Source organism: Paraburkholderia sp. 22099, from assembly GCF_052045835.1.
In the GTDB taxonomy this organism is placed as follows: domain Bacteria; phylum Pseudomonadota; class Gammaproteobacteria; order Burkholderiales; family Burkholderiaceae; genus Paraburkholderia; species Paraburkholderia terricola.
The window spans coordinates 45847-67702 of the sequence record NZ_JBQEPU010000037.1 but is presented as its reverse complement, the minus strand read 5'-3'; the positions used below and the strand labels follow the sequence as shown (position 1 = coordinate 67702).

The 21856-nt window shown below is 60.7% G+C and carries 20 protein-coding genes; 8 read left to right on the top strand and 12 right to left on the bottom strand.

Annotated elements, in window-relative coordinates:
* Positions 1-321 (top strand): hypothetical protein (locus ACTJLC_RS27395; RefSeq protein WP_440845800.1); only part of this gene is annotated, 321 nt, incomplete at its 5' end.
* A gap of 161 nt (positions 322-482) precedes the next feature.
* Here ACTJLC_RS27395 and ACTJLC_RS27390 read toward each other — a convergent pair.
* The 3 genes from ACTJLC_RS27390 to ACTJLC_RS27380 all read right to left on the bottom strand — a co-directional run bounded on the left by ACTJLC_RS27390 (position 483) and on the right by ACTJLC_RS27380 (position 3133).
* Positions 483-1355: a hypothetical protein gene (locus ACTJLC_RS27390; protein WP_310319352.1), complete on the bottom strand. Its 873-nt coding sequence runs from the start codon at positions 1353-1355 to the stop codon at positions 483-485.
* A gap of 123 nt (positions 1356-1478) precedes the next feature.
* Positions 1479-2234 (bottom strand): SDR family oxidoreductase, encoded by a 756-nt coding sequence (locus ACTJLC_RS27385; protein WP_310135391.1) that lies wholly within the window; start codon positions 2232-2234, stop codon positions 1479-1481.
* Positions 2235-2632: 398 nt separating this feature from the next.
* Positions 2633-3133 (bottom strand): Ohr family peroxiredoxin, encoded by a 501-nt coding sequence (locus tag ACTJLC_RS27380; protein ID WP_310319356.1) that lies wholly within the window; start codon positions 3131-3133, stop codon positions 2633-2635.
* A 601-nt stretch (positions 3134-3734) separates the two neighbouring features.
* On the opposite strand from ACTJLC_RS27380, the gene ACTJLC_RS27375 reads away from it, so the two are divergent.
* The 6 genes from ACTJLC_RS27375 (at position 3735) to ACTJLC_RS27350 (ending at position 11062) form a co-directional block, all read left to right on the top strand.
* Positions 3735-4760 carry a LysR family transcriptional regulator gene (locus ACTJLC_RS27375; RefSeq protein WP_154872845.1) on the top strand — a complete coding sequence of 342 codons (1026 nt, stop codon included), beginning with the start codon at positions 3735-3737 and terminating at the stop codon, positions 4758-4760.
* An 855-nt stretch (positions 4761-5615) separates the two neighbouring features.
* The gene (locus ACTJLC_RS27370) at positions 5616-6116 is read left to right on the top strand and encodes a lecithin retinol acyltransferase family protein (protein WP_310319359.1); all 501 of its coding nucleotides are present in this window, start codon (positions 5616-5618) and stop codon (positions 6114-6116) included.
* Positions 6117-6206: 90 nt separating this feature from the next.
* Positions 6207-7724, top strand: a complete 1518-nt coding sequence (locus tag ACTJLC_RS27365; protein ID WP_310319362.1) for an efflux transporter outer membrane subunit — start codon at positions 6207-6209, stop codon at positions 7722-7724.
* A 33-nt stretch (positions 7725-7757) separates the two neighbouring features.
* Positions 7758-9071, top strand: coding sequence for an HlyD family secretion protein (locus ACTJLC_RS27360; protein ID WP_310319365.1), 1314 nt, complete (start codon positions 7758-7760; stop codon positions 9069-9071).
* Positions 9072-9176: 105 nt separating this feature from the next.
* On the top strand, positions 9177-10727 hold the full coding sequence (locus tag ACTJLC_RS27355; protein ID WP_440845796.1) for a DHA2 family efflux MFS transporter permease subunit: 1551 nt from the start codon (positions 9177-9179) through the stop codon (positions 10725-10727).
* A 110-nt stretch (positions 10728-10837) separates the two neighbouring features.
* Positions 10838-11062, top strand: a complete 225-nt coding sequence (locus ACTJLC_RS27350; protein ID WP_374709916.1) for a hypothetical protein — start codon at positions 10838-10840, stop codon at positions 11060-11062.
* Positions 11063-11372: 310 nt separating this feature from the next.
* Here ACTJLC_RS27350 and ACTJLC_RS27345 read toward each other — a convergent pair whose 3' ends face one another.
* From ACTJLC_RS27345 to ACTJLC_RS27305, 9 genes are all read right to left on the bottom strand, one after another.
* On the bottom strand, positions 11373-12377 hold the full coding sequence (locus ACTJLC_RS27345) for a DedA family protein/thiosulfate sulfurtransferase GlpE (protein WP_440845794.1): 1005 nt from the start codon (positions 12375-12377) through the stop codon (positions 11373-11375).
* Between the two features lie 164 nt (positions 12378-12541).
* Positions 12542-13813, bottom strand: coding sequence for a patatin-like phospholipase family protein (locus ACTJLC_RS27340; protein ID WP_310135398.1), 1272 nt, complete (start codon positions 13811-13813; stop codon positions 12542-12544).
* Between the two features lie 10 nt (positions 13814-13823).
* Complete coding sequence (locus ACTJLC_RS27335; protein WP_073430684.1) at positions 13824-14606, bottom strand: 3-hydroxybutyrate dehydrogenase; 783 nt, start codon at positions 14604-14606, stop codon at positions 13824-13826.
* Positions 14607-14621: 15 nt separating this feature from the next.
* Positions 14622-15401, bottom strand: a complete 780-nt coding sequence (locus ACTJLC_RS27330) for an acetoacetate decarboxylase (RefSeq protein ID WP_154872834.1) — start codon at positions 15399-15401, stop codon at positions 14622-14624.
* A 347-nt stretch (positions 15402-15748) separates the two neighbouring features.
* The gene (locus ACTJLC_RS27325) at positions 15749-16648 is read right to left on the bottom strand and encodes a sugar phosphate isomerase/epimerase family protein (RefSeq protein WP_310319369.1); all 900 of its coding nucleotides are present in this window, start codon (positions 16646-16648) and stop codon (positions 15749-15751) included.
* Complete coding sequence (locus ACTJLC_RS27320; RefSeq protein ID WP_440845791.1) at positions 16645-18018, bottom strand: NAD(P)/FAD-dependent oxidoreductase; 1374 nt, start codon at positions 18016-18018, stop codon at positions 16645-16647. The genes ACTJLC_RS27325 and ACTJLC_RS27320 overlap by 4 nt, the downstream gene beginning before the upstream one ends.
* Complete coding sequence (locus ACTJLC_RS27315; protein WP_310319375.1) at positions 17912-18946, bottom strand: sugar ABC transporter substrate-binding protein; 1035 nt, start codon at positions 18944-18946, stop codon at positions 17912-17914. Before ACTJLC_RS27315 ends, ACTJLC_RS27320 begins: the two co-directional genes overlap by 107 nt.
* A gap of 96 nt (positions 18947-19042) precedes the next feature.
* Positions 19043-19366, bottom strand: a complete 324-nt coding sequence (locus ACTJLC_RS27310) for a non-heme iron oxygenase ferredoxin subunit (RefSeq protein ID WP_374709917.1) — start codon at positions 19364-19366, stop codon at positions 19043-19045.
* A 15-nt stretch (positions 19367-19381) separates the two neighbouring features.
* Positions 19382-20440, bottom strand: coding sequence for a fatty acid desaturase (locus ACTJLC_RS27305; RefSeq protein WP_310319378.1), 1059 nt, complete (start codon positions 20438-20440; stop codon positions 19382-19384).
* Between the two features lie 259 nt (positions 20441-20699).
* Here ACTJLC_RS27305 and ACTJLC_RS27300 point away from each other — a divergent pair, with 259 nt between their 5' ends.
* A complete protein-coding gene (locus ACTJLC_RS27300; RefSeq protein ID WP_310126940.1) occupies positions 20700-21725 on the top strand; it encodes a LacI family DNA-binding transcriptional regulator in 1026 nt (341 codons plus the stop codon).
* The last annotated feature ends 131 nt before the right edge of the window (positions 21726-21856 follow it).

Here is a 21856-nt window from a genome sequence, read left to right as displayed (position 1 = left end):
GGATATCAGCGTGATTCACCGTCGACCTTACTGCTACGTCGCCCTCAGGAAATTCCTTTGCCTATGGAAAAACCGCAAACCTGGATATCGCGATTGACACGGAAAGTCATATCAGCGGCTCGGTGTGACCGTTTCCCGAAGCGACCCGGCATGGGTACTTCGGGCGCCGGAGCCGACAGTAGCATCGGAAGCAATGAGCAGCAGCATACCGATGCCGACGCCATGTGCGAGATCAAGATGGAAATCGGCAAGCGGCGCGTGAAGATTCGCGGCCTGTCTGCCGAGCGCGCCAAAGCGCTCCTGCAAGAATGCCTGAAGTGATCGCGCTGCCGGCAGGCACGCGCATCCGGCTTGCGGCTGGCGTGACCGACATGCGTTGTGGGTTCTCTCTCACGAAAGAGGCGCTGCGTTCACGGAAACCTGCCGGCAACTCGATATAGGCATCGACGGAAACCGCTTCTTTCAACTGTCGAATGACAGGTTCAGAGAGCGCCAGCCAGCCACAGCGCGAGATTGACAGAGTAGCGGTGGACGTCCCGCAGGGCTTGCTGCTCGGTCTGCATTCCGGTTCCGGGAGGCTCACTCACAAAGCTCGGACAACCGAGTCGCGCGTCCCAGTTGTAGTCGGCAAAATGATGAAAAGTACTTTGAGCGACGGCGGGACCTCCCCGGACAGAAGGGTCGAATGCGACCGCAAGGTTGAAACTCTTTCCTGTTACTTTGCTTTTGCCTCGTGCGATCACTCTAGCCGGTTCGTCGTCAGGAACGTCGACGGCGCCTTCATGGGGATGTGCTGGCAGGAACCGGATTGCGCCGCCAGGAGCATCGGGGTCCGCCAATACTGGATGTATGGGGCCAACGATCGTGACTTCCTGAAAGTCTCCGTTTCTGCCCGAGTGAAAATTGGGCCAGGAGATGTGGGTTGAGAACGGGTCGTCGGCCACGCGCCGGGAGTGGTCGGGATCCTGATTGCGCGTGTGAAAGCGGTGCGCCTTGCCAACTCCGCCTAAAGTGCACAGTGAACTCCCCACATCCATGTGATCCCTCGTGACCAACAGGCCGCGACCCGCGCGCCGGAATCGCGTGATTCCCTCGCAATCCGCCGAGGTCAGACCGTCGCCTTCGTCAACGGCAAATAACCACAACTCGTCGAACCCGGTCTCATCGAGACGAGAAAGAATCGGGTCCGGCTGCCCGAGCTGCTCACGGTCCCGAGCAAGGACATTGAACGTCACACGCCCTTTGGGATCTTGATACGTCCGCAGTAATTCCGCCAGGCGGCTGAATCGCGCAATCGACCAGTCGTCGTTGCAGGGCAGGATGGTCGTTTGAAGCAGGATCTGAATGGTACGCATGATGGTTAGTGAGTCGCGGCGACCAATCACGGGACGGAACTGGCCGCCTGGAAGGCGTTAGACCAAGGCGAATCCGCGATGCGAGCGCCCGGGCAGGACTGGACGCGGGCGCCCGTGATGTTCTCAGGCTCCCGCCTGCGAGTGGCGCAGCCATTCGTCGAGACCGATGCGGCCTAGACGCGCCTCGCCCAACGGCACGAGCGACTGCTCCTCGACCAGCCCGCCGAAATACCGGGCCTTGGGGTCTCTCACGACCTCGCGCGGATCGCCGGCCGCCTTCAGATAGCGGGCGATGATTTCGTTGAACGGCGCTCTTTCCGGGCCGGCGATCTCGACGATATCGTTTCGCGGCGCCGCGAGTGCCACGTCGGCAACGATCGCCGCAACGTCGTCGGCCGCGATGGGCTGGAACAGGCCCGGCGAAACCCTGATTACGTTTCCGTCCGCACTTGACGCGGCGATGCCGCCGAGGAACTCCAGGAACTGTGTGGAGCGGATGATGGTGTAGTGAATGCCGGAGGTTTCGATCAGCTTCTCCTGCGCGACTTTGGCGCGGAAATAACCGTTAGCGGGCGTCCGGTCGATTCCGACGATGGATAGCGCGACATGATGCCGGACGCCCGCTGCGGCCTCAGCCGCGAGAAGGTTGCGGCTGGAAGCTTCGAAGAATTCCAGCACCGCCTTGTCTTCAAACGATGGTGAATTGGCGAGATCGATCACCACCTGCGCACCGGCCACGGCTTCCTTGAGCCCCTCTCCAGTGATGCTGTTGATACCGCTCCTGGGCGAGGCAGCGACGACCTCGTGGCCGTTCTGGCGCAGAATGGCGACGGCCTTCGAGCCGATAAGGCCGGTGCCGCCGATGACGACGATTTTCATGATTTGCTGTCCTTTATCGACCACTCGAGGCGCCATTCGGGCTCGAATGCAGTTGAGGAAAGATCAGGGATTTCTGGCTGCCCCGAGCATGCGCTACGCTCGTGAAAGCACGTCACGATCATAGGCGGGTGCCACCTGTTGCGGTAGACACGCAACCAGACACACGGCGTTGCCCGCCCGGCACCAATCAAAGGAATGAGGTCGCTACCTCAGGACAAGATTGGTCCCGACCTCGGCCCCAATCCCCGGCCGTACGTATCTGAAGCCTTCGACTCGCTGGGCGTCGAGGCCGTACCTGGATCTGGCGTGGTGTCGGTGCCTCGACCTTGGCGAATGGGCTGCTGTTTACCCGGAAAGCTGGGATCGACAGATCAAACTGCCGCACGAAGAGCGTTGACTCAGTCGACAACGGTCACGATATTGACAGTCCCTTGCCGAGCCATCTTTGCATACGGACATAGGCGTTCCGCTGTTCGGACCATCTCTTCCGCCATGCGTCGGTCAACGCCCGGCATCTTGACACGGAGGTCAATGACCAATGCATAACCGCCATCCATGGGATCACGACCGAACGTAACCTGTACCTCCACCACGATGTCGTTGATCTCCATTCCCGCGCGTTTTGCGATCAGGTTGAGCGCCCCGTGAAAACACGCAGCAAACCCCGCCGCGAACAACTGCTCGGGATTGGTCCCATTACCGGGTCCGCCGAACTCGGTAGGGAGCCGCAGTTCGACGACGAGATTTCCGTCATCCGAACGGGCGACGCCAGATGCGCGACCGTGTCCCGTCTCGCCGCCCGAAACGGTGACACTCGTTGTATACAGCGGATGAAAATCCCGGCCCCGATACCTGTCGAGGAGGGAAAGCGGGGGAGCTTGCAGCTTCTTGTCGTCCATGGTGCGGTCTCGAATTTGGTGATGCGCGTTCCAGCTCTCGGTCGTCAATCCGCCGAAGCCTGCCATATGAAGCGCGCTGCACCTGCGGGATCAAGCACCGTCTGCCAGGGCGGGACGAGCTGCATGGAACGAACGATCGTATAGTAAATCAGTCGAGCGTCCTGCCACCTGTTTTCCCTTACGCGACGGTACAATCGCGCACTATGGTAAATGAGCGTGGATGGTAACGGTAGCGTCGCACGAGGAGACATGATGTTTCCGTTTCGGCGACAATCCAAATGGCCGCGTGAAACGGGAGCGCACCGTCACGCACTCGAAGCGGTTGACTAGACGAGACCGCCTCCATTCGGCAATTGGTTGCAACAGGCAAGTGCTAGACTTTAGCGTGACCGCGCCGCATGCGGAATGCGGCCATTCCGCCAGGTGATAGTCGGGCATCCGGTTTCCGTGGCTGCACGAAGATCGGGGTGAGACTGAGCGGAAGGAAAGCGTCGATCCCGGTCACTTCATCGCTGCAACAGGAGAGTCGTTGTCCGCGCCAGAACGCATTACCGGCGCTTCGAACGGCTTACCCGTTCATGTGTCAGTAGTGGGGCCATCAATGGATCAATCGGATACATCGCAGCGAGGCTTCCGCGTTGGCTTACCCAACAACGCTGATGCGCTCTCTACCTGTTTCGCGACGAGCTACGCAGGGATCATCGCGTTCATGGCGGTCGCGACCGAGGGAAGCTTCGCGAAAGCCGGTGAACGATTGGGGATCGGACGCTCGGCCGTCTGTCGAAATGTTCAAAAGCTCGAAACGCAGCTAAGCACCCGTCTGTTTCTCCGAACGACAAGGACCACAAACCTGACGCAGGAGGGCGAAAGGTTCTTCGAGAACTGCAACCAGGGCGTGACCCATATCGTCGAGGCAATGAATGACATGTTGGACCTTCGCCAGGGTCCGCCTCGTGGCTTCATTCGAATTCGCTCGACAGTTGGATTTGGACGCAAGGTGGTTGCTCCGCTGCTTTTCAAGTTTTCCGAGCTCTACCCGGATATCGCGGTAGATCTGAGCCTTGATGACAGGCCAGCCGATTTCGCTGCTGAACAGATCGACGTTGCGTTTCGCGATGGACGCATCGAGGACTCAAGCATCATTGCGAAACAGTTGATTCCAATGCAGATGGTACTCTGCGCTTCCCGCGCCTATGCCGAAGAGCGCGGGCTGCCATCTATGCTGGAAGATCTGGCGCAGCACGACTGCATCAATCTGCGATTGAGCGGTCGCGTCTTCGAGTGGGATTTCAAGGTCGACGGTCGCATGCGAAAGTATTTGCCAACCGCCAGATTGACTTTCAACGACGCGGACCTGGTATTGCAGGCAGTCCTGGAAGGTCGCGGAATCGCCCAGATGCCGGGATATCAGATACGCGATTACATCACGCGCAATGAACTCGTCGTGGCCTTGAGGCACAACGTGCCGGACGATCGGGGCCACTACATCTGCTATCTCTGCCGACAGAATTTGCCGTCACGCATTCGCGTGTTTGTCGATTTCATGACTGAGCAGATTCGGGCGCTCAACTCGCTTTGTCTGGGAGAATTCAATCCAGACTATCTGGAACGCGAGCATCAGGCGTGAAGCTATTCATGCACCGCCATAAGCGGTGCGATCGCATTGTGGATGTGCTTCGCGGTCGCAAACGCCACCCACGTCGAACGAAAATATTGACGGCGATGATGGCCGCCTGAAGGCTTCAACAACCTTCGTCCACGAAGAATCCTGATAGTCGACGAAATACCCATTGCAGTCCACCTTGAACCCTTGCGCCTTCAAACATTGCGTTGAAGGCCACCGTGCGTCCGTATCGCGGCGCTGCCTCAATCATCCGCCTGGCCGCCAGTTTCCACCAAGGTGCCGCTCAGCCTCGCCGACCCAGGGCAACACCGCGGCTTCCGCGGCCGCACCTATTGGTGTCTACGCGGCAACAGTGAGTGGTCTGGTGCGTATCTACCGCGACGCGGACGCGGCACCTACCATTCCGACATGGCTTCGTGATCGATTGAGTTGACGATCGTTGAGATCGTTAGTGGAGGGCGCCATGTTTCATCCCGGACCCCTGTCGGTGTTTGTAGGCTGGATCATGCTTTCCGCGGTCAGTGTCGGGCTCGCAATTGCTGTCTCGTTCAGCGGCATTTTCTGAAGTCTCATACAGGCCTTCCAGATCCGATCGTCTGTCTCCAGCGAGGCACGAGGTCTGAATGATGCGGCTGGCAAGCCGACCATCCAACTTGACTGGCGATTCGCGGAATGTGCTCGAGGGTGGCCGCACGCCCCGATCTTCCTGACCGCCGATTTGTCGGCGGCGAGTGAATGTCAATCCACCGTGATGAGGCGATCACTTTTCCTGAGGCTAGTCTCCTCGGAAAGACTCGCTTTGTCTTCGGTCCGGGGAAGGTACTGAATTCATCACGGATATGACATCGGTGGCACGCCATGGAAACTCCACATGTCGATTGGCTCGTAACTTCCCCTGAGCTGACCAGCACAGAACGCGCTATCGCGGTGGGTACGCATCTTATTAGTGAGCGCGAAGGCTACACACACCACGGAATTTATGCGGGGAATGGACTGGTTATTCACTACGGAGGCTTTCATCATTCCGCGAAACGGCGCCCCATTGAATATATTCCGTTGCGCGCCTTTGCAGCAGGAAAAGGGATCAAGGTTCAGTCAGAACCAGACGCCATTTATACCGGATTTGATGCGGTGGAGAGGGCCAGGTCCCGCCTCGGCGAAGACCGGTATCGATTGCTGACCAATAACTGCGAACACTTCTGCACATGGTGTGTTCTAGGTGTCGGGCGGAGTGAGCAGGTACGCCAATGCCTAAGGAATCCATGGACCGGTATCAAGATGCTCGTCGCGCTTGCGAGAGCGGAATGCATGCCTTTCGTGACCGCGCGAAGCCGGCTCGCCGGGACCGTCGCGGTTTAGGTCGTACCGCGTGTCGTCGATGTCGCACCGGACGTGTACCCCGATTCTCTACGGAGAACGCTTTTACTCAACGATCTGATAGGCCAGAAAATGAGCATTCAGTCAAACACCGAACGGCGCGCTTCACGCGCACTGAAAGCGGGCGTATCGGTGCTGGTTGCCGCGGTGCTGTCAGCCTGTGCGAACTATGCGGGAATCCATGGCGACGCAAAGACGGCCGATCCGCAGCAATATGCAACGCAGCAAAGCATTCCTGCCGAACAGGGCCATTGGCCCGCAGCCAACTGGGCGGATCAGTTCGGCGATGCGCAACTGAAGGCGCTGATCGACGAAGCGCTGACGAGCAGCCCGACGCTCGATCAGGCGCGTTCACGCGTGGCAGCCGCCTCCGCATATAGCGAAACGGCGAGAGCCGGCACGATGCCGCGTATCGACGCGAACTATTCGCTCACGCGCCAGCAGTACTCGGGCACGGCGCTCGTGCCGCCTCCGAATGGCGGCTCGTGGCAGACGGAGAACAAGGGCCTGTTGACTGCTTCCTACGATCTCGATCTGTGGGGCAAGAACCGCGAAGCGCTGAAGGTGGCGATCTCGCAACTTCAGGCAAGCCGGGCCGATGCTGAAGTCGTCAAGCTGACGCTGACGACATCGCTTGCCCGCGCGTACAACCAGCTCGCACGCCTGTATGTCTTGCGCGACATCGCGCAACAGGAAGTCACGCATCGCGAGCAGATCGAGCGCATCACTGCAGGGCGCATTGCGACGGGACTGGATACGGAAGTCGAACGCAAGACCGCGCAAGCCAATCTCGCGACGAGTCGCGCCGCGCTGACGTCGCTCGACGGACAGGTCCTCACGACGCGCTATCAGATCGCCGCGCTGCTCGGCGCCGGTCCCGATCGCGGACTGCGGATCGCGCGGCCGGCGCTCGGCATCGGCGACGAAGTGAAGCTCCCCGACAACCTGCCCGCCGATCTCGTAAGCCGCCGCCCGGACATCGCGGCCGCGCGGTGGCGCGTCGACGGGATGACGCACGACGTGAAGGAAGCGAAGGCCGAGTTCTATCCGGACATCAATCTGAGCGCTGCGATCGGGCTCGACGCATTCGGCTTCGGCCGCTTCCTGACGGCGGCGAGCCGCACGGCATCCGTCGGCCCCGCCATCCATCTGCCGATCTTCGACGCAGGTGAGTTGCGCGCCAGGCTCAAGGGCCGCTATGCCGATTTCGACCATGCCGTCGCGACCTACAACCAGGCGCTCGTGACCGCGCTGAGCGAAGTGGCGACGCAATTGGCCGACGTGCGCTCGACCGACGCACAGCTTGTCGATGCGCAGGCGGCACAGGACGCCGCGCGCCAGGCCTACAAGCTCGCACTAGTGCAATACAAGGCGGGCCTGACGAATCAATTGACCGTATTGAACGCCGACGTCAACGCGCTTTCCGCCGATCAGGCCGTTGCGAATCTGCGCATGAGCCGCCGTGACCAGCAGATCGCGCTGGCTTCCGCGCTGGGCGGCGGTTTCGTCGACACGTCGAACGCGAACTCCGCGGCGCCACCGCGCGCCGATGCGTCCGCATCCAACACGCCTGTCGTTGCCGCGCGCTGAGCGGCTGCCCACCCAATCTGCCGGAGACCTGAAATGAGCGAAATCAACGCAACGGAGCGCCAAAAGACGCAAGCAACGGGCGCTAAATATGACGCGACACCGACGAAAGATTCCGTTGCAAACGAACCTGACACAGGCAAGCGCAAAACGCTGCTCGCGCTGCTGGGCATGGCCGTCGTCGTGTCGGCGGCGGCTTATGGCGCTTACTACATGACCTATGCGCGCTACCACGAATCGACCGACGATGCGTACGTCAGCGGCAACCTCGTGCAACTGACGCCCCAGGTGGCCGGCACCGTCGTCGCCGTGAATGCCGACGACACGCAGATCGTAAAGGCGGGCGACCCGGTCGTGACGCTCGACAGCGCCGATGCGAAAGTCGCGCTCGGCAATGCCGAAGCGACGCTCGGGCAGACCGTGCGTCAGGTGAGCAGCCTGTACGTGAACAACGATTTCTATCGAGCGAACGTCGCGCAGAAGCAGTCCGATCTGGCCCGCGCGCAGGACGATTTGCGCCGCCGCAAGGCCGTCGCCGATACGGGCGCCGTTTCGGCCGAGGACATCGCGCACGCGCGCGACACCGTGACGGCCGCGCGGGCCGCGCTAGACGCCGCGCGTCAACAGGCGGAAGCCAATCGCGCGCTGACCGACCGCACGACGATCGAACAGCACCCGAACGTGCAAGCCGCCGCGTCGAAAGTACGCGACGCTTACCTCGCGTATGCGCGCAACACATTGCCCGCGCCCGTCACCGGCTATGTCGCGAAGCGCTCGGTGCAGGTCGGCCAGCGCGTGTCGCCGGGCACGCCGTTGATGGCGATCGTGCCGCTCGACGGCGTGTGGGTCGATGCGAACTACAAGGAAAGCCAGTTGCGCAACATGCGCATCGGTCAACCCGTCACGCTGACGGCCGATGTGTATGGCGGCAAGGTCGAGTACCACGGCCGCGTCGTCGGCTTCTCGGCGGGCACAGGCAGCGCTTTTGCGACGTTGCCCGCGCAGAACGCGACGGGCAACTGGATCAAGATCGTCCAGCGTCTGCCCGCGCGCATCCAGCTCGATCAGAAGGAACTCGAAGCGCATCCGCTGCGCATCGGTCTGTCGATGGATGTCGATGTGGATACGCGCGGCAACACGGGACGGCAACTCGGCGCGGCCATGAACACGTCATATCGCACGGATGTCTTTACCGAATACGGCGCGCAGGCCGATGCCGAGATCGAGAAGGTCATCGCGCGGAACATCGTCCCTTTGCATGCAGGGTCCACGGGCAACGTCGTATTGTCGACGCCTCCCGCAAAGCGCGATGCAAGCGACCAGAGCGGCACTAAACAGCACGCCGGCTAGATCGCATCCCGGAGCGCACCGGGCAGTCGCGTTCCGGTTCATTCAATCGTCTGACAGGCCAGATAGACACGCCGGACCTGTCGAAAACTTCAGACTGGAAGCAAGATGAATCCTTCGACGCAACTTGCACCGCCGCCGCTCACAGGCGCAAAGCTGGTTCTTGCGACAATCGCCGTCGCGCTCGCGACGTTCATGAACGTGCTCGATTCATCCATTGCCAATGTTGCGATTCCAACCATCTCGGGGAATCTCGGCGTATCCGTCGACGAAGGCACGTGGGTCATCACGCTGTTCTCCGCGGCCAATGCCGTCGCGATTCCGCTGACGGGCTGGCTCACGCAACGCGTCGGCCAGATCAGGCTGTTCGTGGCCGCCATCGTGCTGTTCGTGTTTTCGTCGTGGCTGTGCGGCGTCGCGCCGAATCTGATCGTGCTGCTCGCCTCACGCGTGTTGCAGGGCGCCGTGGCGGGTCCGCTGATTCCGCTTTCGCAGGCAATTCTGCTCGGCTCATATCCGAAGGAAAAAAGCGCGACGGCGCTGTCGCTGTGGGCGATGACGGCCACGGTCGGGCCGATTGCGGGTCCTGCGCTGGGCGGCTGGATCACCGATAGCTATAGCTGGTCGTGGATTTTCTATATCAACATTCCCGTTGGCCTGTTCGCCGCCGCCGTGACGTGGATCATCTATCGCGACCGCGAGACGCCGACGCGCAAGCTTCCCATCGACAAGGTCGGCCTGCTGTCGCTGATCGCATGGGTGGCGTCGCTGCAGATCATGCTCGACAAGGGCAAGGATCTCGACTGGTTCAGCTCACCTGTGATCTGCATTCTCGCGGCCGTCGCGGCGGTCAGCTTTCTGTTTTTCCTGATCTGGGAATTCACGGAGAAGAACCCGATCGTCGATCTTCGCCTCTTCGCAATGCGCAATTTCCGCGGCGGCACGATTGCGATTTCGGTCGCGTATGCGGTCTTCTTCTCGAATCTCGTGATTTTGCCGCAATGGATTCAGGGCTATCTGGGCTATCGTTCGGTGGATGCCGGTCTCGTGACGGCGCCACTCGGGATCTTCGCCGTGCTGCTTGCACCGGTGATGGCGAAGATCATGCCGAAGTCCGATGCACGGGTGCTCGCGACGCTGGCCTTCCTCGGCTTTGCGGGCGTATTCTTCATGCGCTCCCATTACACGGCGAGCGTCGACCCCTATAGCCTGGTGCTGCCGACGCTGCTGCAAGGCATTCCGATGGCGCTGTTTTTTACGCCGCTTACCGCGATCATCCTGTCCGGGCTGTCACCCGACAAAATTCCAGCGGCCGCCGGCCTGTCCAACTTTGTGCGCGTGTTCGCGGGCGGCGTCGGCACGTCGTTGATCTCCACGGGCTGGAACGATCGCACGATCCTGCACCATGCACGACTCGCCGAACAGTCGAGCGTGAACAACCCCGACTATATGAGAGCCGTCGCGAACCTCCACGCGACGCTCGGCGGCGGCCTGGATCAGGCGGCGGCGCTTTTCGAATATTTACTGAATGCCCAGGCCGCGATGCTCGGACTGAACGATATCTTCTGGCTCTCGTCGATGATCTTCATTGTGATCATTCCGCTGGTCTGGCTCACCAAACCCGGCAAGGGTGGCGGTGGGGCGGCCGGCGCTCACTGAGCAGGACCGCCTCGCATACCCGAGGAAGCTGATTTGCTGTCTTTTGTCTGCCGGAGGTTCGTGCTCAACGCCTTCGGCTGTACCGGTGGAGACCTGTCAGCCGCACTTGCTTGCGGCACTGGACGGTCCACAACATTCCCGCAGCCGCGGCACAACTGCCCCAAGGCGCCGGCAACGATCCGTCCCGTTTGCCCATCGGCGTCAATCCCCGCACGAACGACTTCCAGAACACCGGCGCGGCAGGAGCTGACGGCAACCATGGAGGTCCCTGCCCCCGGTGGGCGATAAGCCGCATCGTTATAGTGGACGAAACCGACCGTGCCCTGTCGCCGTGACGGCGGGGCGCTCCTCGCAAGCGCGTCATACACAGTCGCACGAGCGCTTCAGTCGCGCAGGTCGGTTAGCTCACGTCGCGAATCGCCTTACTGTCATCATTCGCCCGCCGATAACGTCGTTCTCGTCGTCAGACACACCAGATCGAGTGCTCTCGTGTGCTCTGTCATGTAGTCGTTGAACGTATGCAGCGCGACGGGCTGGCGCCGCTGGGCGAGACCGTCTACCTTGAATTCCCACGTGCGGACGCGGGCTGACAGACTTTATTTTTCGATTCGCGGGGTGGCCAAAGTTTTCGACACCCCCTTGGAATCAATGTGCGAAAAGTTTTGTCTCTTCTTCGCTGATTGCAGCGTCGCTCACCGCTATTATCGGCTCGACGTCGAAGCCGGCCAGGCGCCACGCATCGATACCGCCGGTAAGCGGCAATGCAAGCTTGACACCGGCCTGTCGCAACCGCCCGGCCATCCATGCGGCAGAGACTTCGTTTGGACACGAACAGTAGATGACCAGTGTCCGGTTCGCTCCATAGCGCTCCACGATGTGCCGCGGTTTTTGTTCATCGGCAAACTCTGCGCCTGGAATGACAAATGGATCGAGCATTCGCCGCTCGGCGGAGCGAATATCCAAAAGGATTGGCCGCGGATTGTTCGCGAGCAATGCATGCAATTCGGCCACGCTGATCCGGGCCTTCTCGAGGGCTTTCGCCAGCATGATTCTCCGGCAGTATCGATACAGCACGTAAAGCATCAGCGCGGTAGCGATCACGATCAACGCCTGCCAGCCAAGACGTGAGATGAGTACGAAAACCACATCGATCTGCGACGCGAATAGCGCACCGATCGCCAGTCCGACGAATGCCCACAGCGCAACGCCCACGCAATCATGCAAGACAAAGGAACGCAATCTGACGGCCATCGCACCGCACAGCGGCACGGCAACGAGCGACAAGCCAGGTACGAAGCGCGCCACGATCAGCACGCGAACGCCCCAGCGTCCAAAGAAGCGCTCCGTTTTCCTGACGCACGTTTCGCGCGAGAGCGACAGTTTGCAAACCGTATGGAGCGTGCGCTCGCCGTATCGCTTGCCGCCCTGGAACCAGACCAGGTCGCCCAGCACACCGCCGATCACAGCGGAGCCTAGTATCGTCGCGAAATTAAGGTACGTGGATGACGCAAGGTTCATGGCGAGCGCAGTGCTGGCTCCAACGGTGATCAATGTCGGTAAGACAGGCAACGGCAGGCCGAGCGAGGAGCCAAGCACATTCAGAAATACGACTAAGATTCCGTACCGCGCGATCAATTCATGCGACATCATGGTGCTCTCCTTGTGGCTTGCATGTACCCGTCTTGAAGATCGTTCATCGCGCCACCTGAACCAGCAATGCGGCAAACCGCATGTCGCCGCAGTGGACTTGCTCGGGCACACTACGCCAGGAGCGAACTGCCGGACCATAGCCGCAAGGAGGGAGTCGATAACCGCTACTTTGCGCCGGACAGTTCTTCTTCCGACGCGCGTTTCGATGGCGGCAACGCTTGCTTGCCCTGTCCGGCGATTTCGTTGACCTCCTGCCGATAGCGGTGCACGTCCCGCGTGACGAAGCCGATTTCGCGGCTCGGGATATCGAACCACTCGGGGTGTCCGAATGAACGGCGAATATCCTCGAGACCGCTCGCCCAATGCTCGCGCATCGTATCCTTGCTGAATTCATAGTCCTTGTAGTGCCCCTCGAACGATTTGTTCTTGTAGATCAGGTGCACGACATTCACCGCACTGCCGTCCGCTGTTTTCTGCGCCTCCCGCAACAGCGGGTGCGCAAGCCGCACCTTTTCAGGAATATGCTCGAGCAGCGCCTTGATCATCTGCGCGTGCTTCTGGTTTTGCGACATGAACGCGGTGATCGCTCGCGTACGGCTTGAATATTGAATGTCCTTGGTGCGCTCGCTGACGTCGAGGAAGTCGCCCGGCAGCTTGCCTCGCGAGCTCCACAGATCGACCTGGAAAACGAGTGTGTCTTTATGCTGGCTTTCCCTGATGATCTCGGTGAGTGGCGTGTTCGAAACCAGCCCCCCGTCCCAGTAGAACTCTCCGTCGATCTCGACGGCCGGAAAGCCCGGCGGCAGCGCGCCGGACGCGATGAAGTGCTCCGGTGCCAGGCGCATTTTCGAATTATCGAAGTAGACGAGATTGCCCGTTCGGACGTTGACCGCGCCAACGGATACGCGAATGTTCCCGTCATTGATGCGATCGAAGTCCGCGTACCGCAAAAGCGTTTCACGCAACACCGAGGTGTCGTAATAGCTGACCCGGTCAGGACGTTTCCTTCCGAGCCCGGCGAAAGGCACATGCATGCGCGGGGAGAAGAACCCGTTTTGACCTTCCACCAGCGTACGCGTCGCGGCCCATGCGCTCGACCACCTGCGCCCCATGTCTGCAAGCCCCGGCCACGCCGGAATGCGCGCGCCGAGATGTGAGAAAACATCCGCCGGCTGACTGATGGTGTTCCAGAAGCCGCGCAGCGCCTCCGCTCGACTCGCGGGCGCATTGCCGGCGATGATCGCCGTATTCAGCGCACCGATGGATACCCCGGATATTCGCGTCGGCTCCACGCCGACCTCGGCCATACCTTCATATACGCCGGCCTGATACGAGCCCAGTGCGCCGCCGCCCTGCAGCACGAGTCCGATTTCGTCATAGGCGGGAAGCTTGATGCGATGGGGCCCCTGCAGCTTGTTACGCTGGCTCGAATTCATGGCTGTCTCCTTACTGCATGAACCAGCCGTGGCTGACCACAATCGATTGCCCGGTAAGCGCGTTCGACTCGAAGCCGGCGAGGAATGCAACCGTGTTCGCGACATCGGCTAGCGACGTGAATTCGCCGTCGACCGTCTCCTTCAACATCACGTCCTTCACGACCTGCTGCTCGGAGATTCCCAGGGCTTTCGCCTGCTCGGGAATCTGCTTGTCGACCAGCGGGGTTCTGACGAAGCCCGGACACACGACATTGGCGCGCACGCCACGCGGTCCGCCTTCTTTCGCGACAACCCGAGCGAGACCGAGCAGCCCGTGCTTCGCGGCCACATAAGCCGACTTCAGTTGCGACGCCTCGTGCGAGTGTACCGAGCCCATATAGATCACAGCGCCGCCTTTGTTCGACGCGTACATATGCCTGATGGCGGCCCTGGTCGTGAGGAACGCACCGTCGAGGTGAATCGCCAGCATCTTCTTCCAGTCGGAAAATGCGTAATCCTCGATCCGGTTGACGATCTGGATGCCCGCGTTCGACACGAGCACGTCGATGCCGCCCAGCCGGTTCACCGTTTCGGCCACACCCGCATCGACCGCTTCCTCGCTGGTTACGTCCATTGCAACGGCGATCGCTTTGCCGCCGTGAGCAACGATATCTTCAGCGGCCTTTTGAGCGTTCGCGAGATTCAGATCCGCAATCACGACCGTCGCGCCGTCCGACGCGAGCTTACGCGCGCACGCTTCGCCGATACCGCTTGCTGCGCCCGTAATGAGCGCGACCTTATCATTCAATGCCATACGTCCTCCGAGCGCTTACTGGTTGACCGCGAGTTTCAACGACTCGGCGGGGGCCAGATAGTCATAAACCACTTCGCCGACGTCGAGCGTGAGATTCGCAATGACGTGACGTGCGCCGATCACCTTGCGAACCGGCAGATCGGCAACCGATGCGAGCGCGTGCGCATGCAACTCGAGCGCCGCGGGCCCCTCCCACGCGCCGATCACGTCGACGTCGCGCAGGAAAAAGCGCACCAGTTCGCAAATGCGTACGGAGCCATCGACGTGCGGAATGACCTTGAGCAGATAGTTGGGGGTGTCGGCGAGCTTGCGGCGCTCGGCCGCCATCTCGAGCTCGCGATATTTGTAGCCCATCGTTCCGGTGGCGACGCGCTGCGTTCCGTAGTCGAGCGTGCCGAGCAGCGTGTCCTTGCCATCGACGCAGAGCTTCGGTGAAGCCAGCTTCTTGGGAAATCCCCAGATTTCGCGTCCGCCTGCGATCGGGCCTTCGTCGTCCAGATACATCGCGTGCGTGAAGTTGGCTCGATTGCCGTCCTCATCCAGCACGGAAATCACCTGGCCGCTTTCCGTGTAGTCGCCGAACCCCGACGAATCAGGCATGCGGATGAATTCGTAATGGACGATTGCGCTGTCGACCGTTAGCGGTTCTGGAACGACGGCCTTAAGCGCATCCATGTCCGTTTCATACGAGATGATGAAGTACTCCCGATTGAGAAAGCGGAAGGGCGGGCGCGGATACGCCGGATTGTGCACGGGCATCGCAAAAGCGTTGTTGCGGATATCTTCTTCTGTCACGGATCGTTCCTCGGTTGGTGAGGTGCTGCGTAACACGCATCGCGACAGCTTTCGCTGTCGCGGCCAATGGCGTGCGTGCACAAGGCAGCGAAGACGTGCTAGGTGTGTTTGGACGCTTCTTTTGCAGTGTTGCGTTTCACGGCTTGCATCAGACAGCGTGCCCCGTCACCGTGGAACCAAGCGTAAGCGTGGTCGTCTTGCGGCGGAAGTCCTGCGAAGGAACTCACGGTGTTGTCTCTGCGACAACAGTCAATGGCAGATGGACGGGTGCAGGGTATGTCGCCCCCGGCGGTGACAGAGGTGGGCACCTTGCCTGGAGGCATACATCGATGTCATCGCTTCCCGGTTTACCGCAACTCGCGTTGGGCTTTTCGATCAATTATTGTCATGGTCTCACGCGCGGCGGGCCGCTCGAGTTCCACATCCCGCCACAGCGTCCGGATCCAGTCGCGCAGCAACAGCGACTCCGCCCACCGGTCACTCATGTCGTTGCCGTCGCGGCCGATGATCGCGTAAGGTTTGGGCCCCAGTTCGCAGGTGAAGGCAAGCGTGTCGTGCTCCCCTGCCCGCCGACGCCACGATGTGAAGCCGTAGCGCCACCAGTCGAGAAAAAGGTCGACCCACATCCGGTGCGGCTCAAATGAAAGCTCGACCTGTACCTGCTCACGACTCGCGACGCGGCCGTGAAACGCCCACGACTGATCGAGTATCCGGTGCATGAGGCTGTGGTTTTCGTCGGACACCGGCCAGGCGAATTCGCGTCCAACCAGATAATGCGAAATGTCGCCGAGCAATCTCAGCTCGGGGCGTGCATCGAGCAGATCAAGCGTGAAGTAGAGATCCGTGGTCATGCGGTCGCGATGCGTCTCGATGTAGACCGGCACGTCCACCTGTTCGGCGAGCCGCTGCCAGCCGTCGATCAGCGCAACACATTCCGCGACGGTGCGAGGACGCACGTCAGGTTGCAGATCGATGTGATGAGCACCGAATTCGACCGCATTCTCGAGGACTGGCTGCAGATCGTCGACCGTGCGTGGAAAGCATTGGCCTTCTACGTCGAGTCCATAGTCTGCGCGCAATTGGGCCAGTCGCCGGACCGCCGCGCGGTCTGTGTAATGTGCGCTCAGGCCATCGAAGCCCGCGCCGGCGATCATCCGCACATTCTCTTCGAGCGAACGTTCGCGGCCGTCGGTGTGTCGCCGCTCCATCGCCCACAGCGACTGGAACACCAGCAGGCGCTGACTCATTGCGCCTCCGCAACCAATAGCGAACGCAGCTTCGTGTCGCGATCGGCAAGCAGCGCCGGATCGATGCACGCACGTTGCTCAATGAGCGACTGCGCAATGCGCACGTCGCGCGCAATCTCGCCTGCCCGTCCCACTCCGCTTGCACTGACCAGCGTGCCGCCGACATCGAGCATGAAGAAAATTCGCGATGCCACGCCGGTCTCCCGCACCACCGTGGTCGTGCCGTATGCGGGAATCCCGGCGATCTGAATCGTCATGTCGTACTGATCGGACCAGAACCACGGCACGGCCGAATAAATGTCGAGATGCCCGAGCATATTGCGGGCGGCAGCGCGCGCCTGGTCCTCGGCGTTCTTCCAGCATTCGAGCCGGATCCGCTGACCTGTGTGTGGATGCGGGAAGGAACAGACGTCCCCGGCCGCGTAGATATGCCGGTCGCTGGTGCGCAACGTGCCGTCGACGGCGATGCCATTGTCGATGTCGAGGCCCGCCGCCTGCGCGAGCGCGATACGCGGGCTTGCTCCCACACCGACCACCACTGCATCGCACGGCACGATGCTGCCGTCAGCGAGTTGCACGCCTGTGACCCCTGCTTGACCGGTCAAGCAGGCGACCTGTATGCCGAAGCGAACCTCCACGCCTCTCTGTCGGTGACAATCAATCAGACACGCCGCAACGGCCTCGGGCACAGCCCGCATCAACGCGCGCGGCGCCGCCTCGAGCACGGTCACTTCGCAACCGAGCGTCACGGCAGCCGCGGCGATTTCGAGGCCAATGAAGCCGGCACCGATCACGGCAATCCGTCGGCCCTGCGTCAGTTCGCCGGCGATCGCGTGCGCGTCGGGCACGGCGCGCAGTGCATGCACCCCAGGCAGCGTTGAGCCGGGCACGTCGAACGGCCGCGGTTCAGCGCCAGTTGCGATCAATAGCCGGTGATAGCTGATCGCTTCGCCGCTGGCGAGAACTACCTTGCGCTGCGCACAATCTATGGCCGCTGCCGGCACATCGACGCGCAGTTCGATGCGCTGCTCGCGATAGAAGGCCTCGTCGTAGATCGCGCACTGGGCGGCCGTCTTCTGGCCGAGCAGCACGGACTTCGACAATGGCGGCCGTTCGTATGGCAAGCGTCCTTCGTCGCCAAGCAACGTGATCGCGCCGTCCCAGCCGTTTTCACGCAGCGCATGCGCGGCGCGCGCACCGCACTGCCCGCCGCCGACGATCACCATCGGATCGGATGAACTCATCTCACGCTCCCCGGCGCCATTACCGATATTGGCCAGCCAGCGCCGACACCTGACTGATGTTCTGTTGCGTGATGAAGCCGGGTCCGGAACTGATATTGCGCGCCTCATAGACAGGCTTGAGGCCATAGTCCTGCAGACGCTTCATGAACTTCGAATTTTTCTCCAGTTCGCCGCGCGCCTGCAGCACGTCCGTGTTGTGATTCTTGTGCATGATCGCCAGCATCGCGATGGGAATATAACCCTGCAGATACGGTTGCTGGTCTGTGCAGAACCTGATCGTGCCATCCTTGATCGCCTTCGCGACATCGGAATCAATGTCGAAGGTCGCGAACCAGATCTTGCCGGCGAGCCCCATTTTGGTCACTGCACGAATAGTCGGATCGGCGGAAGTCGGGCCGAGCGTCAGCACGGCCTGGGTATTCGGATGCGTGCGCAAAAACGCACTCACCTTCGCCTCGATGCCGGTGGGGTCCGTGCCCGCGTCGAGCACCGAGGTCTTCATATCCGCGCCGACGGCGTCCGCAAAGCCGCGGCAACGCTCGAACGACAATGGGTTCGTCGCGTAGTGGTTCACGCATAGAAAAGTCTTGATGCCGTCGGCCTTCGCGCGCAACCCCGCTTCCTTGCCGGCCAGGTATTCGGGCTGGCCGACATGCAGCAATGCCCCGAGGTCGGCGCTCTGCTTTTCCGTACCGGTATTGGCTGTGATGAACGGTATGTTCTTCGCCTTGAGCTTCGGAAACGCGCTCTTCAGCAGATCGTAGTCGGCGATTGTCGAAACGACGCCGTCATAGTTGCGCGCGGCTGCCTGATTGACCAGTTGGACCATGTCCGCGATATCGCCATTCGGCGGGTTGCGGTAATCGGTCTGCACGTTGAAATCCTCGTCGGCCTGCTTGATGCCGTTCTTGACCGTATTCCACCAGGCATCCGAATCCGGCGCGTGCGAGATGAAATCAAAACGGGCCGCGGGCTCGGCAAAAGCGCCGGCGCACAGTCCGAGACCCAATACGATGGCAGCGAGGCGAAACGCCCGGCGGCTGGATAGTTTCATGGCTGTCTCCTTGTTTATGATTGATTTACCGACGTTGTGCATCGGCCCATCTCGCGTTGCCCGAGTAACGTGAATCACATAATCAAGGGCGTTGCGTCAATCGTCGGCGAGACCGATGAAGACCTTGCCGTCCTCGATCCTGACAGGGTGCGTGACGAGGTTCACGCAAACGGGCGCGCCTTTCGCCGCGCCAGTGGGAATATGAAAGCGCCCCATGTGCATCGGACACTCGATCACCTCGCCAAACACGAGGCCTTCGGTGAGCCGTGCGGTCTCATGCGTGCAAAGACCCGCCGATGCGTAAAAACCGCTAGGCGTGTGATAGATCGCGTAGAGCTTGCCGTCGTGCTCGAACTCGACGACGTCTTCTTCGTCGACGTCATCGCATGCGCAGACTTGATGCCATTGAAGCATGTTCATGGTGTGCCTCTTCGCCTAGCGCGTCTGTGCTACGAACGGCTGATCGCCGACAGATTCCGGGTCGTGCGCCGCCGCATTTCCCGGCACGCGCGGCGTCACCATGTAATCGGCGTCGTGCCGCTGCATTCTGAACACGTGAACGATTTCTCCCCATGCGCTGAACAGGCCGTCGTACGCAGGCGGCAAATCCGCTTCGATCGCCTTGCGCAGTTGCGGCAGCGCATGAAACGGCACGTTCGGAAACATGTGATGCTCGACGTGATAGTTCATGTTCCAGTAAAGGAACTGCAGGAAACGGTTCAGCCTGAGGGTTCGCGTCGAGAAGCGGTGATCGAGTTCGTTCTCGCGCAGCCCGGTGTGCTGCGTGAGCGCTAGAAATTCGTGCAGCCAGGCGCCATACGAACGCGGCAGGAGCAGAAAGACCACCGGCAGCCAGCTATGCACGACGATCGCCCACGCAATCACGACGGCATAGAGCGCGAGAATCACGCGCGAGTTGCGGCACATCGCGCGAAATTCGGTGGGCGGCACCACCGCCTTCGCCTTGTTCGACACGATGCCGAAGCTGTGCAGCACGATGTTGCCCAGATGATGAATGCCGTGCGAGATGCGCAGGAAATCGGTGGCGAGCTTCAGGTAGTTCGGCGGCCGCTTCACCGCCAGTTCGACGTCGAATGGCACGGTCGCCGTCAGATGGGTGTAAGTGTGATGTTGGGCATGCGACCAGCGGCTGTACACCTGTTCACGCCACGTCATGAAACAGATCAGCCAATGGACCGACTCGTTCAACCATTCGCTCCGGAATGGCGTGCGATGGCGCAACTCGTGTTCGATCGCTTCGGCGAACGCGTAGATCGTTCCGTACAGCAGGAATGCCGGCACGCACCACAGCGTGCCGAGCGACAGCCATGCGAGCACGCCGCTTGCCACGACCAGAGAAATGAAACCGCTGAAATGCAATAGCGCATCGCGATCGTTGCGCCGCGTGACTTCCTTGAGCACCTTCCGGTCGAGGTGACATTTGTACCAGTCGTCCATGGTGATCGTTTTCGTGTTGTCTTGCCGTACGGACATGAGCTGCACTCCAGTGCTTTGGTGTTTGACCGAGCGATGGACCGAATGAAGCATTGATCACCGTTGAGCCGATTAAAGACTCTTAATGAGCATCGGTCAAAGATTAAAATGACTCATTCTGAGGTATCGAGGGTATTCCAGAGGATGCCGCAGTGCATTCTTTACGCCCCAAAACATGAAAAAGCCTCGATTGCCTCAATTTGAGGCAAAATAACGGACATGCGGGCACCTCGGCCCGCATGCAAGTCTGGGGATGCATATGAAAGAGAAGCCGACGCTCAAACAACTGATGGAGATCACGCAGCTCAGCAGGGCGACGATTGATCGCGCACTGAACGATCGGCCCGGCGTGCATCCGCGCACGCGAAGCGCCGTTGAAGCGGCATTGAGGCAATTGGGCTCGAACTCGCCGACACGATCGTCGCCCCGGGCAAAGCACCGTACTTACGACTTCAGATTGCTGGCCCAGGCAGGTGACGCATTCACGGACGAACTCACACGAACCGCGGCTGAACTCGAACCAGAATTTGCCGCAACCGGGGCGAATCTCGCAGTCGTACGGTGCGTCGGCGCCTCCGACGACGAGGTTGCCGCCAGAGTCCGCGAGGCGGCCGACGCCGCCGACGGCATCGGCATCATCTGCACGAACACCGCGACGACGACCGCCGCATTACGCGAATGCATGGCGGCAGGCAAGCCGGTTGTTGCGCTCATTACCGACGTCGATGCCGACGCACGTCATACGTATATTGGGGTGAATAACCGGGCGGCCGGACAGTCGGCGGCATTTCTCATTGGACGGCATCTGCAGGCGCATGCGTGCCCCGACGTGGCGGTGGTCGTTGCTACGTTCTCTTATACCTGTCACGAAGACCGCGAGATCGGGTTCCGCTCACTGCTAAGACAACGCTTCCCCAATGTGAATCTCATCGAAGTCATCAAGGGCGCCGATTCCGGTGCCGCGACCTATGAAGCGACCATGCGTTTTCTGGACGAGCACGAGAAGCTCGATGGCGTTTACAACGTGGCGGGCGGAAACGAAGGTCTGGTTGCGGCGCTGCGCGAATCCAACCTGACGGGCCGAACGATCTACGTGACCCACGAAGTCAACCGGATAACGGAACCGCTCCTGCGTTCCGACGCAATCGACTATTTACTGACACAGGATCTTCGACTGCTGCTACGGACGGCTGTCGTGCATTTGAAGTCCGTGCGCGAGGGACGAGGCGTTCCCGCGCAAACGATCATCCCGATAGAGATGCATTCCCGTTATTCGCTGTATTAGGCTTGCATGGACGAAGCGCGAGTCTCAAGGTCTCGATCGCCCGTTTCGGGCCGGCACCCGCCGTCGCTTCTCATCAGGTAAACGGACGGTCACGTGAATCCGCTGAAAGGCCGAAGCTGGCCGAAGCCGGA

Bases quoted from the DNA above. Each gene is read 5' to 3' on its own strand.
- ACTJLC_RS27390 (WP_310319352.1), bottom strand. From the start codon at position 1,355: ATGCGTACCATTCAGATCCTGCTTCAAACGACCATCCTGCCCTGCAAC.
- ACTJLC_RS27385 (WP_310135391.1), bottom strand. From the start codon at position 2,234: ATGAAAATCGTCGTCATCGGCGGCACCGGCCTTATCGGCTCGAAGGCC.
- ACTJLC_RS27380 (WP_310319356.1), bottom strand. From the start codon at position 3,133: ATGGACGACAAGAAGCTGCAAGCTCCCCCGCTTTCCCTCCTCGACAGG.
- ACTJLC_RS27375 (WP_154872845.1), top strand. From the start codon at position 3,735: ATGGATCAATCGGATACATCGCAGCGAGGCTTCCGCGTTGGCTTACCC.
- ACTJLC_RS27370 (WP_310319359.1), top strand. From the start codon at position 5,616: ATGGAAACTCCACATGTCGATTGGCTCGTAACTTCCCCTGAGCTGACC.
- ACTJLC_RS27365 (WP_310319362.1), top strand. From the start codon at position 6,207: ATGAGCATTCAGTCAAACACCGAACGGCGCGCTTCACGCGCACTGAAA.
- ACTJLC_RS27360 (WP_310319365.1), top strand. From the start codon at position 7,758: ATGAGCGAAATCAACGCAACGGAGCGCCAAAAGACGCAAGCAACGGGC.
- ACTJLC_RS27355 (WP_440845796.1), top strand. From the start codon at position 9,177: ATGAATCCTTCGACGCAACTTGCACCGCCGCCGCTCACAGGCGCAAAG.
- ACTJLC_RS27345 (WP_440845794.1), bottom strand. From the start codon at position 12,377: ATGATGTCGCATGAATTGATCGCGCGGTACGGAATCTTAGTCGTATTT.
- ACTJLC_RS27340 (WP_310135398.1), bottom strand. From the start codon at position 13,813: ATGAATTCGAGCCAGCGTAACAAGCTGCAGGGGCCCCATCGCATCAAG.
- ACTJLC_RS27335 (WP_073430684.1), bottom strand. From the start codon at position 14,606: ATGGCATTGAATGATAAGGTCGCGCTCATTACGGGCGCAGCAAGCGGT.
- ACTJLC_RS27325 (WP_310319369.1), bottom strand. From the start codon at position 16,648: ATGAGTCAGCGCCTGCTGGTGTTCCAGTCGCTGTGGGCGATGGAGCGG.
- ACTJLC_RS27320 (WP_440845791.1), bottom strand. From the start codon at position 18,018: ATGGCCTCAAGCCTGTCTATGAGGCGCGCAATATCAGTTCCGGACCCG.
- ACTJLC_RS27315 (WP_310319375.1), bottom strand. From the start codon at position 18,946: ATGAAACTATCCAGCCGCCGGGCGTTTCGCCTCGCTGCCATCGTATTG.
- ACTJLC_RS27310 (WP_374709917.1), bottom strand. From the start codon at position 19,366: ATGAACATGCTTCAATGGCATCAAGTCTGCGCATGCGATGACGTCGAC.
- ACTJLC_RS27305 (WP_310319378.1), bottom strand. From the start codon at position 20,440: ATGTCCGTACGGCAAGACAACACGAAAACGATCACCATGGACGACTGG.
- ACTJLC_RS27300 (WP_310126940.1), top strand. From the start codon at position 20,700: ATGAAAGAGAAGCCGACGCTCAAACAACTGATGGAGATCACGCAGCTC.